Raw genomic sequence first — 15,741 nt, forward strand, 5'->3', positions numbered from 1 at the left:
TTCCCATGAAAAGGCATGGGAACATGACCTGAGAGGCTTACTCTTCTTCCGTATAGTAGGAAGATTCGGCAATTTTCATGGGCATGAGAATGACGGTGTATTCGGCATCCTCGGAGCCGGTGATGCCGCAGGGGCCTTCCGCTCCGGTGAACACATAATGCAGAGAAGCGGACTGAAAATGTCCGAGTATGTCCATGAGGCTGCGCGTGGGGAAGGCGATGACTTCCAGATCCCCCTTGAATGAGCCTTCCAGATGTTCGGTGGCGGAACCCGTTTCCTGGCCCTGGGCGGAGAGCTCCACGTCCTCGGGAGAGAAGCGGAAATAGGTGCAGCGGTCGCTGTCGTTGTTGAAGATGAGCAGACGGTCAAGGGCGTTCAGCGTTTCACGGCGGTCCACGTCGAGCTGCGAGGTGTTCGCGCCGTCGAGTCTGGCCAGAAAACTCAGATGGTCGGGATAGCTGAAGTTGGCGCTGCGGGGAATGCTCAGGGTTTCGCTGCCGGAGCCGGTGCGGATGTGGAAGCGGCGTTCGCTTATGTTCAGCATGACCTCGTCGCTGCCCAGCCACTTGCGCAGCTCATTGACGTACTTCTTCTGAATGAGAAGACCGTTTTCCGGCAGAAGATTCGCCAGGGCATCGTTGATGAAACGCACCATGGCGAACTGATGACCGTTCAGACCGCACACGTCCACCTTTCCGGCCTCTCCGGCCTTGAGGTACAGACAGGCCAGACCTTCGGCGCTGTCGTCGTCGCTGATGCAGAAGGACACGCGATCGATGACGTCCTGGAAGAAATCACCGGCCCACAGCACGGCACCTTCTTCAGGAAAGGGAGGAAGGGGCTGGAACCATACCGGATCCACCGTGGGGAGCTTGTAGGAACGGCGTCCCTGTTCCACGGAAAGGATGTGCGATTCCTCATCCAGGCGAAGATTGATTTCTCCTCCGGGCAGACGGCGCAGAAGTTCCACGAAGGCCCGTCCGTTCACGCCTGCCGTTCCCTCTTCCTTTATCTCTGCAGGATAGGTGCCCGTGAATTCGATGTTCACGTCGGTGGACATGATGGTAAGCCGGTCCCCTTCGGGAGACTTCACGGCCTGAAGCCAGATCGAACGCAGATAGGCTGCTCCCGCCTTGCTGGGAATGATGGAAGCCGCCTTCTGAAGGCCTTCGATGATCTGTTCCTTTTTTACGGTTAAATACATGTCTTTTCCTTGTAGTAGAAGGTTTAATATCGCCACTTTGTTCTTATCTCGTTCAACATCTTGAAATTATTGAATAAGATAGAAACAAAAAGAGGAACCTCAAGTAAGAAGACGCACATTCAGGCCGGTTTTCGACCTCCCTGAACGCCGTTTGCGCACTGTTTCGTCAGCTTTGTGACCAGACTGTGCACATCTTTGTTCGTAACTTTAAGTTTTTCAATCTTTTTCACGGCATACATGACAGTCGTGTGATTTTTTCCGCCAAAGAGGAGACCGATGGACGGGTAGGATTCCCCGAGCAGGCTTCGGCACAGATACATGGCCATCTGCCGGGGATGGGAAAGTTCTCTGCTTCTTGTGTTTTCACGCAGTTGCGATGAAGTACAGCCGTAGTGGGCAGCCACGGCCGCCAGGATGGAATCCGCGTCTGCGGCCATGGTCTGACCGGAGCGTTCCAGAAGATGGGCAAGTTCTGCGGCCGAGGGCAGTTTTTTGTCTTGTTCGTAACGCAGACGCAGCTGTTCCAGAATTCCCTGGATGTGGCGCAGGCGCAGACAGCGTCTGGCCAGCATGAGGGCCGTGGCATGGTGTGCGGGCAGGCCGGTCTTTTCCATGCTCATCTGGGCGAAGCGCAGGCGCACGTCGAGATCCGGCTCGGGAAGCAGAAGGGAAAGGCTGGAGCAGAGCCGGTCGTGCAGTTCGGGAAGAAGGGCGCCGTCCAGGGAAAGCGTGCCGAGAAAGAAGGTCCTGCCGGCAAGAACGTCGAGAAGGGCCGCAAGTTCTCGCTGGGCATCGGGGACGTTTTCCAGAAGCTGAAGATCGTCGGCCACCAGGGCGTCGCAGCCGCGAGCCAGGCGTTGAAAAAAGTCGGGGGAGCGGCGAAAGCGCGTCAGCATTTCGCTTCCGGAAAGGAAGACCGCTCTTCCGTGGAAGCGACGGCAGAACTGCCCGAAGGCGGCGCGCGAAAGATGGGTCTTGCCCGTGCCGGAGGCTCCCCGAAGGAAAATGACGCGGGGTTCCTTCTGCAGGGCGAGGCGCAGAAGTCTTATGTCGTTTCTGCTGCGGCCGTTGACGAGAAAGTCGTCAAAGACGGGCAGGCTGTCCACGGGGTCGGAGGAAAGAGGCGCACAGGGCAGGGGAGGCTGTTGCTGCTGCGGCCACTCGTAGCGTAGCGACGTGCGGGTGCCGAGCACGCTTCGGGCAGCCTTTTCCAGTGCGGTGCGGCCTCGTTCGACATACCAGCGGAAAAAAAGTTCGTGCGGCATGGAAACGGTGAGCACACGGTCTTCGCCGTCTTCCAGAGAGAAGGAGAGAGGGGAAAACCATTCCGGCGTTCTGCCGCCGAGACGTCGGCGAAGCAGTTTTCTGACGAGCTGACCGTCGGTATCTGAAGCTGCGGCAAGAGAAGGCGAGCCTTCTTTCGGCAGGCTTCCGGCCTCTGCGCAGGCCCTAGGAAAGCTGGAAAGAACTTTCATGCGTATTCGGACGATGTTCGTATTGCGGAGAAATGATGGAATCAGCGCCTGCAATCATGAGAAATGCCATGAGGTTAAGCGTTGATCCGTCAGTATTCGGCAGTGTGCTCACAGACTGCCGGGCATAAATTTTTTTACCAGAAAACGCTTGCATAAACAAGCAGTTTCTTGGTTATATACCCGCAAGGGCGCGAGCTCCTTTTCTTTTCCCTGAAATAAAAGCCGTGAAACGTCAGACGTTATGATAAAAAAGTATCAAATATTTCGCGCATTGTCCGTGCGCGTGCTCTGCTGTGTGCTTTTCGGTTCGGCCGTCGCCGGAGCGTGGCAGCTTTTTCAAGAGGATGAGCTGCCCGGGTATGTGCTGTCCGAGGAAGTTGCCGCCGACGGCGGAATGGAACTGTTTGATCAGGCGGTGAAGCCTCATGATTTTTCTCTGGGGATCGATGTCGATAATCCGGGGGAAACGCAGCTGGCTTCGCTGGGAAGCGGGCTTTCGTGGATGCGCGAATTCTGGGAGGGCGGCGGAGTGTCGTCCGGTGAGGAAGCCGGAAGCTCTCCCCGCTACGACGATTCCCTGAGCGCTTTTCTTTCTTCCAGGGAAGGCATGTGCATTCCGAACTATTCCGAGGCTGTGCCGTGGGAAGAGGATTCCCGCTACATGGTGGAAGATTCGGGGTGCGGAACCGAGGTGTTCCGCAGCGCCGTGCGCAGCGGCGACAGTGCGGGAGCCCTGCTGGTGCGCTGGCTGGACAACAATGAGGTCGATCAGGTCGTGAAGGCCGCCTCTTCCGCGTATTCCATGACGAAGATCATGCCCGGTCATCTGTTCAGCGTGGAGCGAGACAAGCAGACGGAACAGGTCAGTCGTCTTTTTTACGACATCGACGAAGAGAGCCGTCTTGTCGTCGAACGCACGGAAAGCGGTTTTTCCGCCCGCGTGGACGTCTTTGAGTTCGACACCAGACTCGTCAAGGTGAGCGGCACCATCCATTCTTCGCTGTTCGAGGCCATGGCCGATGCCGGAGAGTCCGCCAATCTGGCCGTGCGGCTGGCCGACGTGTTCAGTCATCAGATCAACTTCGTCAACGAAGTGCAGGATGGCGACACCTTTGAAATGGTCGTGGAAAAGAAATATCTCGGCGATGACTTCCGCCGTTACGGCGATATCGTGGCCGCCCGCTTCGTCAACGACGGGGAAGCGTTTGAGGCGTTCCGTTTTGTGGACGCGAAGGGCGAAACGCACTATTTTGCCGCCGACGGAAGCTCGCTGGAAACGGAATTTCTCAAGGCTCCCCTCAATTTCACCCGCGTGAGCTCCGTGTATACCATGCATCGCAGGCATCCCATTTTCGGCAAGGTGCGTCCGCATCAGGGCGTGGACTATGCCGCTCCCCGCGGCACGCCGGTGAAGGCCCTCGGCGCGGGCAAGGTGACGTTCCGGGGCTGGAAGAACGGCTACGGCAACACGCTCGTCATCCGTCACAGCGGAGGCATAGAAACGCAGTACGCCCATCTTTCCCGCTTTGCCTCGTCGCTCAAGGTGGGGCAGAAGGTGGATCAGGGAGAAGTGGTGGCCTTCGTGGGTGCGACGGGCACGGCCACCGGTCCGCATCTTGACTTTCGCGTCATGAAGAACGGCCGGTTCGTCAATCCCGACACGCTTTCCGGATCGCGTTCCGCGCCGGTGTCCAAAAAGGATCGCGCACGTTTCATGCAGACCGTGGCGAGCGCCCGTTCGCTGCTTGACAGCGACACCGCCGTGGCGGAAAAATAGCGCGATATTTTCGTATGTGCCCAAGGCTGGCGCATCCTTCCGAAGAAGGGGTGCGCCAGCCTTTCCGTCCCTGTATTTTTCTCCGGGCCCGAAAGGGCGGGAACAGAGTCATGAACGAATCCGACTTTCAGCTGTCGAGCTACAATTACGATTTGCCCGAGGAGCGCATAGCCCAGTATCCCCCCGAAAAGCGCGGCGCTTCGCGTCTCATGGTGCTGGACCGGGCGAGCGGAAGGAACATTCATTCCACGTTTTCCCATCTTGCGGACTTTCTTCCCGAGGGAGCGCTGCTTGTGGCCAACAATTCCTGCGTGGTGCCCGCGCGTCTTTTCGGCCACAGGCCCACGGGGGGCAAGGTGGAGCTGCTTCTCCTCACGCCTCCTCCTCTGCTCAAGGCCTGCGCCGTGGCCGAAGCGGACGGCTGGAGCCGCGCCCAGGCGGAAGTGCTGCTACGGCCGTCCCGCAGCATTCACGTGGGAGATAGGCTCGTCTTCGGCGACAGCATTGCCGCCGAGGTTCTCAAGAAAAAGGAATTCGGGCAGCATGACGTCATGCTGTTCTGGAAGGGCGATCTTGTGGAGTGCATGCGGCGCATAGGAAAGCTGCCGCTTCCGCCGTACATCAAGCGCGAGCAGAGCAGCGAGGACATGGCCCGCTATCAGACCGTGTATGCCGACAGGGACAAATCCGGCAGCGTGGCCGCGCCTACGGCGGGACTGCACTTCACCGACGCTCTTCGCGAAGAGCTCCGGCAGCGCGGCTTCGGCTGGGCCGAAGTCACGCTGCACGTGGGATACGGCACCTTCAGCCCCGTGCGCGAGCAGGACATACGCGAGCATCCCATGCACAGCGAGTATGTGGAAGTGTCGCCGGAAACGGCCGGGATCATCCGTGAGGCAAAGGCATCCGGCCGTCCCGTGGTCGCCGTGGGAACCACCTCCTGCCGTACCATGGAAGGCTGCGCCGCACAGAACGGCGGCGTCATTCCCGAAGGCGGGTGGCACGGCTGGACCAATATCTTCATTTATCCGGGCTTCCGCTTTCAGGTCGTGGATCATCTCATCACCAATTTCCATCTGCCGGAATCCTCGCTCATCATGCTGGTGGCGGCGCTTTGCGGAAGAGAGCGCATTCTTTCCGCCTATGCCGAGGCCGTGCGGGAAAAGTACCGCTTTTTCTCCTACGGAGACGCCATGCTCGTGCGTTAGGAACACGCACGGGGCGTGACTCCGCGGTCATGGGAGCGCGGCGGCAATGAGTCCGGCGACATTGAAAAAAAAGGGAGCCTCAGGCTCCCTTCTTTTCAAGAAGGAAATGAGGCGGGCGCGCCGACGATTTTCCAAAAATGCGGCAGCGGGGCTGAAATTTTCAGCTGCTCTGACGTCAGAGGAAGAGCGCATGAAGGAACGAACCATGGATGCGGGCAAGACGTCCATGGGCGGGGCGCTTTTTTCGCTGCCGGTCCATCGGCGTTTCTGGACGGAGCCTGAGAACCTGTCGTTCTTTACGGTGCATGAAGGAACTAAGGCCATGATGCACGTGCCCGGATGCGGAACGGCTTTCTGCTCCGTCGAGCCTGCCTCACGGCAGACTCGACATGTCCGGCGCCTGCGCTCACGACCTTGGAACAGCGGGCGTATTTTTTGCAGGGATCTGAACAGGGCGTGCGAAGAACGGAGACGCTTGTCCGGCCCTTTGAGCGACTGCCGCGTTGCGCCGCGCAACGCCGAAAAAAAGATGCGGGCCTGCGGCTGTGAAGGCGGCTGCCGGCCTCCCTGCGGCTGTTTCGAATGCAACAGCGACCTGTTGAAAAAACGACTTTCCGCTGTTCACGGAGAGTCGTTTTTTTTGAGAAGATCGACGAGGGGAGCGCGGCTCCTTTCCGTCATTTTGCTATTTCCCATATGGTCACGGGAACGGGCACGTCCTGTTCGGTGAGGGGGGAGACGGGCAGGCTGCATATGCGTTTGTGGCGGAGCCTGTGTTCGGTCAGCGTGTCGAGAAGGTGATGGAAGATGTCCCTTCCCGGTTCCGCTATCCAGGCCCTGCCTCCCGGCTTCAGCATGGAGGAGAGAAAGGCGGCTATGGGGGCGGCGAAGTCTTTTTCATACATGATGTCGCCCGCCCATATGCGGTCGAAGCTTTCGGGCGGCAGCGTGGGGCATCGCCAGTCCATGACCTCGAAACGTACCCCCTCGATCTGATTGAGGACGGCGTTCGTCTTTGCGTATTCAAGCGCTTCCGGTTCGTAGTCCATGCCGGTGACTTCGGCGCCGAGCCAGCGGCCGAGCAGGGCCGTGAAGCCCAGACCGCAGCCCATGTCGAGGCAGACCCTGCCCCTGATGTCGTCCTGCATTTCCGCGAGCCATCCTGCGAGGGCCAGGGAGGAAGGCCATATTTCGTTCCAGTAGGGGAGACGGTCTTCTCCGTCCTTCTGATCCATGTCGGCCCACAGCTTGTCCATGTCGGCCCGGCGGATGTGCCATATTCTGCCGCAGGACTGGAATAACCGGTCGAAGGGCGTGAACTGTTCCATGTTTGTTCCTTGAAATGACGTTTTCGGACAAAAAGCGTGACGGGCAGTTTTTCGCAGTTGGGAAAAAGCGTGTCTTGGCCTGCGAGGCAGCCTGCTGCACGGCCCTCCGGGAAGGACCGTCATGACGACGCATTTTCGCACGTCGCGTGTCTTTTTGCCGTGTGTTTCCCGGCAGTGCGGGAGAGCATAGCGCGTTGTCTCTTCGCCGTGAAGTCTCCGCCCGGGGAGGCGGCAAAATGCTTGCCCGCCGGATGCAATAGGGATATCATGCCTGTTCACCATGACTTTCCGCAACGGAAAGCCGGTAGAACGGGGTGAGCGTACGGGGCGTCGGCTTCGCTTTTGCCCCTTTTGAAACGACGTGCGCGCCTGCCGACGCGCCACGCACAGATAAAAGCAGGTTTGACATGGAGAATAGGGGCGAGGACAGAAAGGATTTCGCCAGGCGTTCCTTCAGGAAAAATGACGGTGAACGCGGCGAGGGCCGACGGCAGGAACATTCGGAAAATTTCCGCCCGCGTCGTTTTGAACGCGGCGACGACGAGCGCCGCGACGGGCGCAGGGACTTCAAGAAGGACGGCTACAAGCCGCGCTCGGATCGTGCGCCTTCGCGCAGGGGTGATCTCGGAGCCATTCTGGATCTGGACAACGACATTCTGCACCTTGTGATGCGTCGAGCTCAGATGCTCGCCCGCCTGCGCCGCGGCGGGCGCCTCGCACCTGAAACGGAAAAGACCCTGCGCACCGCGTGGGAAGGCAAGGCCGCCCGCCTTGCCCGCGACAACCGTCTTTCCCGCGATCTTTTCATGCTGCTTCAGACCATCGAGCCTCTGACCCGCATGGAAGAGGAACAGGGCTTCTACAATCTCGCTCCCAACGGTGAAGAGGTGGACATCCGCATTCCTGCGCCGTCCGACACCGTGGCGGCCCGCTGCTGGCTTGCCGTGGCCGCGGCGGCAGGTCAGGTGACCTGCGTTTCCCGCGTGCCTCTCACCGACGCCGTGGTGAGCGGCGTGAAGGCTCTCAACCAGATAGGCGGACAGCTCTGGTGGGAAGACAACGGCGACGTGCAGAGCCGCGGCGGCAACGGTCTTGCCCGCAACATGGACAAGGTCATTCACGTGGGCGACGACGCCTTCAATCTCTGGCTCGTCATCGCCCTGTGCGTGGGCATGCCCGCAAGGCTCAAGCTCACCGGCGACAGCTCCCTCCGCTTCCTCGACATTGCGCCCCTGCGTCATTTCCTTCCGCAGCTCGGCGTGCGTCTGACCAATGTCATTCCTTCGCAGGACGGTCTGCCCGTGCGCATGGAATGTTCCGGTCTCATGCCGCGTGAAGTCCGTCTTCCCGATGATCTGCCCGAAGATTTCACGGCCGCCCTCGTGCTGGCGTCTCCGTTCTGGGAAACGGGCTGCCGTCTGACGCTGCCTGAACGCGAGCCCCGTCTTCTGCCGCTCGTGCTGGATGTGCTTTCCGGCTGCGGCATGAAGGTGGAAAGAAAGGGACGCGACATTTTCGTGCAGCGCGGCGAAGTTTCCGTGCCTGCCCGTCCCGTGGTGCCCATGGACGCCTCCGTGGCGGCCACCGTGCTCATGTTCCCTGGCTTCAACGGCGGTCGCGCCGTGCTGGAAGGCGTGTGGGGAAAGAATGCAGCGTCTTCCCTTGTGGAAAAGATTCTTCGCGGCGCGGGCCTCAACGTGAAATACGGCGCTCAGCAGGTGGAATGCACCGGCAAGGAGCGCGAGACCTCCGCTCCCGCACCCGAAGTTCTGAAGTCCGTGATCGAGGAATGCCCCGAGCTTCTGCCTCTCTGCACGGTCATCATGGCGGCTGCGGCGCATGAAGGTACCGGGGTGAAGCTGCCCGAGCTGCCCGACGAGGATCGTCATGTGGTGACGGCCTTCCTTTCGCGCTGCGGCGTGGAGGAGAAGGATGGCGCGCTTGTTTCCGTGGAGGAAACGGTGCCCGGTTCCTGGGTGGCTCCTTCCGCGCAGTGGGCCATGGCCTACGCGCTGGGCGCCTTCCTCCGTCCGAATCTGCACCTTTCCAACCCCGGCGTGATGACCGGTCTGTTCCCGTCCTTCTGGAACATGTACAACACGCTGCCCCGTCCTGAACTGAAACGCAAAGTCGAGCAGGAGACTGAAGATGCAAAACCCGCGCGCAGACGAGTCATCGCCCACGGAGTCTATGGAGAGCTTCCTCCTGAAACCGCTTCCGGAGACGATTTCTGAGCTTGAGGCTCAGATGGCCGTCATAGAGGCGGTGCAGAAAGAGTGCACGAGGAAGATACGGGAACTCATGGATGCCGAAGACGTGGAAAAGGGCATAGTGTTCCCGCAGGAGATACATGAGCTGCACCAGCAGAAGAACATGCTGGAAACGCACATGCAGTATCGCAGAGTGCGCCTGAACAGACTCAGAATGTATAAAGGACTTGACCGATAGCGCCGTCGTCCGGACGTTTTGGAACGGGGCCCTCCGGGGCCCCGCGTCGCGGAATCCGGGAAGCGACGTTCGTTCTTCCCGTGTCGGCGCAGGGCAACAAATGAGGATATCATGAGCGAAAATCATCAGTGCCGTCAGTGCGGAACCTGCTGCCGCAAGGGCGGGCCGGCTCTTCATAAGGAGGACGCTCCGCTTCTTGTGGACGGCGTGCTTCAGCTGCAGGATCTCTGCACGTTCCGCGCGGGCGAACTCGTGCGCGACACGTCCAACGACCATGTCGTGCCTCTGCCCGAGGAAATCGTGAAAATCGCCCCTCCCTACGGTTCGCGGCCCGACGACTGGACCTGCCGTTTTCTCATGGGCGACAATCGCTGCTTCATCCATGACAGCGCGCCCGCGGAATGCCGGGCCCTGTTCTGCGACGACCCTTCCGCGCTTCTTGCCATGCACGGCGAGGACAGACTGGACCGCAGGGCCATACTGGAACTTCTTCACGCGCCTGCGTGGCTCATGGATTCCGTGGAGGCCCACGAGTCCCGCTGCAACTACGCGGCGCTCATAGAGCTCGCTTCCCATCTTGAAAAGCAGGAGGCCGCCCGCCGTGCTCTGGTGGAAGTCGTGGAATACGACAGGGCCTTCCGTGAGCTCGTCATGGAAAAGGGCAAGGTGCGAAAGGAAATGCTGGACTTTCTGTTCGGCCGTCCGCTTCTGCACACCGTCATCATGTTCGGCATTGACGCCAGGCATAATGCCGACGGCAGCATCACCCTCGTGCAGACCACGAAGGCGACATTGAAGGGGCACGAATGATCATAGTCACGGGCGGCGCCGGCCTCATCGGCGCAAACATGATATGGGAACTGAACCGTCAGGGTGTGGACGACATTCTTGTGGTGGACAATCTCGCCTCCACGGAAAAGTGGAAGAATCTCTCCCACCTGCGCTACAGCAACTACATGCATCGCGACAGGTTCCTTGAAGAGCTTCGTTCCGGCAAGAAGCTGGAAGGCGTGGAGTGCGTGATTCACATGGGCGCGTGCTCCTCCACCACCGAGCGCAATGCCGATTTTCTCATGGAGAACAACTTTCACTACACGGTGGAAGTCTGCCTTGCCGCCCTTGAGGCGGGAGCCCGCTTCATCACCGCAAGCAGCGCCGCCACCTACGGCGACGGCGAGCTCGGCTTTTCCGACTCGCTTGATCTCATGCCGAAGCTCCGCCCGCTCAACATGTACGGCTATTCGAAAAAGCTTTTCGACATGTGGTGCATGCAGCACAAGCTGCTCGGCGAAGTGGTCAACCTCAAGTTCTTCAACGTGTACGGTCCCGACGAATACCACAAGGGCAGCATGATGAGCATGGTGTGCCGCGCCGTGCCGCAGGTGAAGGAAAGCGGAAAGATCCGTCTGTTCCGCTCGGACAACCCTCAGTACGGCGACGGTGAGTCCGTGCGTGATTTCGTGTACTCCAAGGACTGCGCCGCGCTCATGCGCTGGTTCATGGAAACGCCTTCGTGCAACGGCATATTCAACGTGGGCACGGGGCACGCCCGCAGCTGGAACGATCTGGCGAAGGCCGTGTTCGCCGCCATGGACATGCCCGAGAACATCGAGTACTTCGACATGCCCGAGCATCTCAAGGGCAAGTACCAGTATTTCACCGAAGCAGACATGGGCTGGCTTTCGCGCGAAAACTGTCCGGTGAAGTTCCATTCTCTGGAAGAGGGCGTGGACGACTACGTCCGCAACTATCTTTTGAAGGACGATCCGTATCTCTGCACGCTGTAGGGATGCTTTGATGAAGCGAAGGGCCCCGTGCGCGGACGCACGGGGCCCTTTTTTCATGCCGAACGTGAAGCGTCTTTCAGCGGATTACATGTCCACGGCTTCGAACACGGCGACGATGCTCTTTTTGGAGCGCAGTTCCAGCATGGAACCGTTGATGTTCCATTCGTCGACCTTGGAGAACATGGTGTGGATGGCGCGGGACTGTTCCTGCCCCTGAGGGCACATGCGCAGGGTTGATCCGCCGTCCGTGAAGCTCAGGGCTTCATCCCTGCGCTTCCAGTTCATGAAGAAGTTGTTGCAGCCGTCCGAGCCTGAGGCCTGTCCGTTGTCCCTCAGAATGAGGTGGGGTTCCGGCTGATCGGCATAGAGTTCCACCTGCTTTCCGTTGAGCTCGCGAAGACGCCAGTAGGTCTGAAGAAGCGGAGCGGAGGCGTAGTTTTCCGTGGAGCAAACGCCGCCCTTCTGCACGAGAAAGACGTTGGAGGCCTCCAGGTGTCCGTCCTGAAGACGGCCTTCCAGCACGACGGAGGAATTGCCGCTGGTCTGAAGAATGCGGCTGAGCTGATCGTAGCCCTTGCCGGAGGTCTGTATGGGGATGTCGCGCTGGGAATTGCATTCGGAAAATACGGGCTGACCGTTCTGCTGTCTCAGTTCGCCTTCGAGCAGAAAGCCTTTGGAAGGCCAGGAAATGTCGGCTTTCCTGAGTTCTACGGGCTGGGCGGAGAGGCCGTGCAGAAGCAGGTTTCCTCCAGCTTCGCGCGTGGCCGTGACGGGCCTGAGGGCTCCGCGCGTGATCTCTATGGTGCGGTTTCTGTCCCTTTCCATCCACGTACCCATGTACTGATTGCGGTCGCCGTCCTGGGTGAGAAGGGCAAGACCGCCGTCTTCGAGATAGAGATGAACGGAAACGTCCTTGCCGGAACTTTTCAGCACGCCCTTGTAGCTCGCGGGCGTTTTCAGCGGGGGAAGCTGATTTTCGCCGGGAACGGTGCGGTAAAGCAGCACGTTCGGCGAGGCCGGCAGGGTGATCACTTCGTCGGTCTGCGTGGAAAAGAGCGTTTCGCCGCTGTGCAGGATGGAGGCTGCGAGTCTGACCTCGGAAGGAACCGTCTGTTCCAGATAGTAGACGCGGAAGGGGATGCGGCCGCTGCCGGAGGCGGGCATGATGGAGTTTGCCGCAGGAATGGGGGAGTGCAGCGGATAGAGCTGCACGCTGACGATGACCTCCGGCGGAAGGGCCATGCGTTCGCGATAGAAGAGCGTTCCGTCCAGCCTGCCTACCTTGGCACGGCTTCTTTTCCAGGTCACGACGTTGCCTTCGGCGTCGGTGAATTCCAGCCTGCCGGAGCCCGACTGCTTCAGCACGAGCTTCTGTTCTCTGACCTTGCCTCCGGGAGAGTCCATGGTGGCAAGCGTGAGAACGCCGTTTGCAAGATGCCAGCTTACGCCGGAAAGGGCCGTCTGATCGGGAATGCCGAGCGTGCCGTCCTCATCCAGATAATAGAGCCGTTCCTGATCGTCCACCCATGCGCCGCTGATGCCGTCGGTCGTTCCCGAGGAGGCGACGCAGGAGGCGAGCAGAAGCGAGCAGAAAAGAAAGAGCAGTATTTTGCGCATGCTGATCCTCTGTTTCAGGCCAGGGCGACAAGATCGTACTCCCTGGTCTCTACGATGTCGGCTTCCACCATGGCGCCGTTTTCCACGCCCGGGCCGCTCACGTAGGTCAGCCCGTCCACGTCGGGAGCCTGGAACCATGTGCGGCCGGTATGGAGACCGGGCCATTCATCGGAACTTTCATCCACCAGCACTTCCATGCGCCGGCCGGCATATCCGGCGAGTATCTCCTCGCTGATGCCGCGCTGAAGTTCCATGAGTTCGTCCTTCCTTGCCTCCTTGACGCTTTCGTCGATCTGGTCGGGCATGACCGCGGCTGCGGTGCCGTCTTCAGGCTGGAAGGCGAACACGCCCATATGGTGGAAGCGGTTTTTTTCCACAAAATCCATGAGCGTGCGGAAATGTTCGTCGGTTTCCCCGGGAAATCCCACCATCATGGTCGTGCGGAGGGCGGCTTCGGGGAAGAATTCGCGTATGCGGTCCACAGCTTCCTGCGGATTGCCGGAGAAGGGGCGGCCCATGCGGCTGAGAATGTCCGGATGGGCGTGCTGCAGGGGCATGTCGAAATACGGGACAAAGGGTTTGCCCGCGTCCTTGAGAAAGCGGAGCAGATCGCGGGTGAGACCACCGGGGTAAAGATAGAGCAGCCTCAGGCGCTCCAGGCCGTCGAGGGCAAGGAGCTTTTCCAGAAGAAAGCGCGGATCCCTGCCGAAATCCGTGCCGTAGGCGGTCACGTCCTGGGCCACGAGAATGAGTTCCTTCACCCCGTCGTTCACGAGTGCCGAAGCCTCGGTCACAAGATGGTCGGCGTTTTCGGAAACATATTTGCCGCGGATGGAGGGAATGGCGCAGAAAGAGCAGTTGTGCCGGCAGCCTTCGCCTATCTTGAGCCACGCGTAGGACGGGCCGGTGCTGAGAAGGCGTCCGGCGGCGGGAGCTTCAAGGCCGAGCGCGGAGACGAGCTGATCCGCCCAGGTGTCGATGTCGTCGGTGTGAAGCCAGAGATCCACTTCCGGCAGCTCGGACTTGAGGTCGGCGATGCCGTAGCGTCCCGGCAGACAGCCCGCCACGGCCAGAAAAGGCCTTTTTTCCTTCGGCAGGTCGCCGAGATCCGCAATCATCTGCAGAATGGTCTGCACGGATTCCTGCACGGCCGGGGCGATGAAGGCGCAGGTGTTGATGAAGACAAGGTCGGCCTCTTCAGGCGTGTCCACGGTGAGAACGGGACCCAGGGAGCCCAGCAGACGTTCGGTGTCCACACGGGTCTTAGGGCAGCCAAGACTTTGGGAATAGATACGGAGCATACTACCTTCGAGCAGGCCTGGACTTGTCAACAGGACTGGCCTGAGATATCCCTTTTTGCCATGAAAACAGCCTTTCGGCAAGGAGACCCCATGACACGCCCCCAGACGCTCATTCTCGCCACCCGCAATCAGGGCAAAGTGAAGGAACTTCGTGCTCCTCTGGCACGTTTCGGCTTTGACGTTCAGAGCCTGCCCGACGATTTTCCCGAAGTGGCGGAAACGGGTTCCACCTTTGAGGAAAACGCCCTCATCAAGGCGCACGCCGTGGCGGACGCGCTGCTCGTTCCGGCGGTGGCCGACGATTCGGGCATCGAGGTCGACGCCCTCGGAGGCGCTCCCGGAGTGTATTCCGCCCGCTACAGCCTCGACTGGCCAGAAGTCGAGGGCGAGAGTACGGATGAGCGCAACAACAGAAAGCTTCTTGCCGCGCTTGAAGGCGTGAGCGCGGAAAAGCGCACCGCACGTTTCCGCTGCTGCATGGCCTTGGTGTACCCTTCCTCGTGGGAGAACAGACCGGAAGACGTCGTGGTGAGCGGCTCATGGGAGGGGAGCATCGTGGAAAAGCCTTCGGGAAGCAACGGATTCGGCTATGATCCGCTTTTCCTCGATCCGGCAAGCGGCCGCACGGGCGCTGAACTTTCCCGCGAGGAAAAGATGGCCCGCAGCCACAGGGGCAAGGCCCTTGAAAGGCTCCTTGAAGTCCTGACTTCCCGCATCGCCTGAAATCACGTCCTGAAAACGTCCGGAAAAATGCCGGAGCGCTATCCCATGCGGCAGATTCTGAGCAGCTCTTCTCTGTTCAGAATTTCCAGCCGGGTTCTGGTGAACTCGCCGAGAATGCCCTGTTCCCTCAGGTCGTGCAGAATGCGGCATACGGTGCTTCTGTGCAGGCCCAGAGCGAGGGCGAGATCGGACTGGGAGAATCGCGGATGCAGATGCTCCGTTTCTTCGCTCTGCAGTCTTGCCAGATAGCGGCAGACCAGCGTTTCCGGCGACAGGCCCACGCGTTCCTCTATCTGCCCGAAGAAGGCCGCCGCCTTCAGCATGAGCGACTGCACGAGATTCATCATGAGCTCAGGATGGTCCAGAGTGAACTGCCTGTCATGGAGCAGACTGCCGGGAAACTGGTATATTTCGCACGATTCCATGGCCAGAAAAGAGGCTGTGCTGAGCGGCGCCATGTGCATGCAGCCCAGCTCGTTGAAAATGCAGCCTGAGCCTATGTGCAGAAAGATGCGTTCGTTTCCGTTTTCTCCCAGAGAGGAGAGCCGTATGAGCCCCTTGTTGAGAAAGGAAAAGCAGGTGTCGTCGGGGGAATCGGTCAGGTGCTGTCCTTTTTCCAGACAAAGACGCGTTCCGAGGGGGAGAACCGATCGCCATGCGCTGTTTTGTTCCAGCATGACGATGGCGTTGTTTTCCTTCCACACGCTGCCGGAGTCGAATTTTTGATGCGTTGTTGAGCTGTTGTTCATGGCTTTTCCTGCGGGGAAGTGAAAATGGCAGAGCTGATGCGTCGTTATGGTAGTCGCTGTTGAAGCGCAATACAAGAGCCGCCCCGTCGTTGACGGGGCGGCTCTTGTATTGCGCGGCGGGCTC

General features: G+C 59.7%; 13 protein-coding genes. 7 read left to right on the forward strand and 6 right to left on the reverse strand.

All coding sequences use genetic code 11. From position 1 onward, the window contains the following. Positions 1 to 37: 37 nt before the first annotated feature. Together dnaN and QZZ60_RS05835 are read right to left on the reverse strand one after the other, a co-directional pair. Entirely contained in the window at positions 38 to 1,204 is a 1,167-nt protein-coding gene (gene dnaN, locus QZZ60_RS05830) for a DNA polymerase III subunit beta (protein WP_295639123.1), read from the reverse strand. 119 nt (positions 1,205 to 1,323) lie between these two features. Next, positions 1,324 to 2,679: a helix-turn-helix domain-containing protein gene (locus QZZ60_RS05835; protein WP_295639127.1), complete on the reverse strand. Its 1,356-nt coding sequence runs from the start codon at positions 2,677 to 2,679 to the stop codon at positions 1,324 to 1,326. A 277-nt stretch (positions 2,680 to 2,956) separates the two neighbouring features. Between QZZ60_RS05835 and QZZ60_RS05840 the strand changes: the two genes are divergently transcribed. Together QZZ60_RS05840 and queA are read left to right on the forward strand one after the other, a co-directional pair. Beyond that, positions 2,957 to 4,456 carry a M23 family metallopeptidase gene (locus QZZ60_RS05840; RefSeq protein ID WP_295639129.1) on the forward strand — a complete coding sequence of 500 codons (1,500 nt, stop codon included), beginning with the start codon at positions 2,957 to 2,959 and terminating at the stop codon, positions 4,454 to 4,456. A gap of 110 nt (positions 4,457 to 4,566) precedes the next feature. Further along, entirely contained in the window at positions 4,567 to 5,664 is a 1,098-nt protein-coding gene (queA, locus tag QZZ60_RS05845; RefSeq protein WP_295639132.1) for a tRNA preQ1(34) S-adenosylmethionine ribosyltransferase-isomerase QueA, read from the forward strand. Positions 5,665 to 6,341: 677 nt separating this feature from the next. Here the strand turns inward: queA and QZZ60_RS05850 are convergent. Beyond that, positions 6,342 to 6,992 carry a methyltransferase domain-containing protein gene (locus QZZ60_RS05850; RefSeq protein ID WP_295639135.1) on the reverse strand — a complete coding sequence of 217 codons (651 nt, stop codon included), beginning with the start codon at positions 6,990 to 6,992 and terminating at the stop codon, positions 6,342 to 6,344. A gap of 407 nt (positions 6,993 to 7,399) precedes the next feature. Here QZZ60_RS05850 and QZZ60_RS05855 point away from each other — a divergent pair, with 407 nt between their 5' ends. The 4 genes from QZZ60_RS05855 to rfaD all read left to right on the forward strand — a co-directional run bounded on the left by QZZ60_RS05855 (position 7,400) and on the right by rfaD (position 11,227). Beyond that, the gene (locus QZZ60_RS05855; protein ID WP_295639138.1) at positions 7,400 to 9,226 is read left to right on the forward strand and encodes a hypothetical protein; all 1,827 of its coding nucleotides are present in this window, start codon (positions 7,400 to 7,402) and stop codon (positions 9,224 to 9,226) included. A gap of 13 nt (positions 9,227 to 9,239) precedes the next feature. Continuing rightward, positions 9,240 to 9,440: a hypothetical protein gene (locus QZZ60_RS05860; protein ID WP_295639141.1), complete on the forward strand. Its 201-nt coding sequence runs from the start codon at positions 9,240 to 9,242 to the stop codon at positions 9,438 to 9,440. 111 nt (positions 9,441 to 9,551) lie between these two features. Continuing rightward, positions 9,552 to 10,250 (forward strand): YkgJ family cysteine cluster protein, encoded by a 699-nt coding sequence (locus QZZ60_RS05865; protein WP_295639143.1) that lies wholly within the window; start codon positions 9,552 to 9,554, stop codon positions 10,248 to 10,250. After that, entirely contained in the window at positions 10,247 to 11,227 is a 981-nt protein-coding gene (gene rfaD, locus QZZ60_RS05870; protein ID WP_295639145.1) for an ADP-glyceromanno-heptose 6-epimerase, read from the forward strand. The genes QZZ60_RS05865 and rfaD overlap by 4 nt, the downstream gene beginning before the upstream one ends. 84 nt (positions 11,228 to 11,311) lie before the next feature. Here rfaD and QZZ60_RS05875 read toward each other — a convergent pair whose 3' ends face one another. Continuing rightward, complete coding sequence (locus tag QZZ60_RS05875; protein ID WP_295639147.1) at positions 11,312 to 12,844, reverse strand: META domain-containing protein; 1,533 nt, start codon at positions 12,842 to 12,844, stop codon at positions 11,312 to 11,314. Between the two features lie 14 nt (positions 12,845 to 12,858). Next, positions 12,859 to 14,145, reverse strand: a complete 1,287-nt coding sequence (gene rimO, locus QZZ60_RS05880; RefSeq protein ID WP_295639150.1) for a 30S ribosomal protein S12 methylthiotransferase RimO — start codon at positions 14,143 to 14,145, stop codon at positions 12,859 to 12,861. Positions 14,146 to 14,235: 90 nt separating this feature from the next. On the opposite strand from rimO, the gene rdgB reads away from it, so the two are divergent. Further along, positions 14,236 to 14,868 (forward strand): RdgB/HAM1 family non-canonical purine NTP pyrophosphatase, encoded by a 633-nt coding sequence (gene rdgB / locus QZZ60_RS05885; protein ID WP_295639153.1) that lies wholly within the window; start codon positions 14,236 to 14,238, stop codon positions 14,866 to 14,868. A 38-nt stretch (positions 14,869 to 14,906) separates the two neighbouring features. Here the strand turns inward: rdgB and QZZ60_RS05890 are convergent, their stop codons facing one another. Beyond that, a complete protein-coding gene (locus QZZ60_RS05890; protein ID WP_295639156.1) occupies positions 14,907 to 15,617 on the reverse strand; it encodes a Crp/Fnr family transcriptional regulator in 711 nt (236 codons plus the stop codon). Between the last annotated feature and the right edge of the window lie 124 nt (positions 15,618 to 15,741).

This window comes from uncultured Mailhella sp., assembly GCF_905187505.1.
GTDB lineage: Bacteria > Desulfobacterota > Desulfovibrionia > Desulfovibrionales > Desulfovibrionaceae > Mailhella.

Bases quoted from the DNA above. Each gene is read 5' to 3' on its own strand.
- rfaD (WP_295639145.1), top strand. From the start codon at position 10,247: ATGATCATAGTCACGGGCGGCGCCGGCCTCATCGGCGCAAACATGATA.
- dnaN (WP_295639123.1), bottom strand. From the start codon at position 1,204: ATGTATTTAACCGTAAAAAAGGAACAGATCATCGAAGGCCTTCAGAAG.
- rdgB (WP_295639153.1), top strand. From the start codon at position 14,236: ATGACACGCCCCCAGACGCTCATTCTCGCCACCCGCAATCAGGGCAAA.
- queA (WP_295639132.1), top strand. From the start codon at position 4,567: ATGAACGAATCCGACTTTCAGCTGTCGAGCTACAATTACGATTTGCCC.
- QZZ60_RS05875 (WP_295639147.1), bottom strand. From the start codon at position 12,844: ATGCGCAAAATACTGCTCTTTCTTTTCTGCTCGCTTCTGCTCGCCTCC.
- QZZ60_RS05835 (WP_295639127.1), bottom strand. From the start codon at position 2,679: ATGAAAGTTCTTTCCAGCTTTCCTAGGGCCTGCGCAGAGGCCGGAAGC.
- QZZ60_RS05890 (WP_295639156.1), bottom strand. From the start codon at position 15,617: ATGAACAACAGCTCAACAACGCATCAAAAATTCGACTCCGGCAGCGTG.
- QZZ60_RS05860 (WP_295639141.1), top strand. From the start codon at position 9,240: ATGGCCGTCATAGAGGCGGTGCAGAAAGAGTGCACGAGGAAGATACGG.
- QZZ60_RS05865 (WP_295639143.1), top strand. From the start codon at position 9,552: ATGAGCGAAAATCATCAGTGCCGTCAGTGCGGAACCTGCTGCCGCAAG.
- QZZ60_RS05850 (WP_295639135.1), bottom strand. From the start codon at position 6,992: ATGGAACAGTTCACGCCCTTCGACCGGTTATTCCAGTCCTGCGGCAGA.
- rimO (WP_295639150.1), bottom strand. From the start codon at position 14,145: ATGCTCCGTATCTATTCCCAAAGTCTTGGCTGCCCTAAGACCCGTGTG.
- QZZ60_RS05855 (WP_295639138.1), top strand. From the start codon at position 7,400: ATGGAGAATAGGGGCGAGGACAGAAAGGATTTCGCCAGGCGTTCCTTC.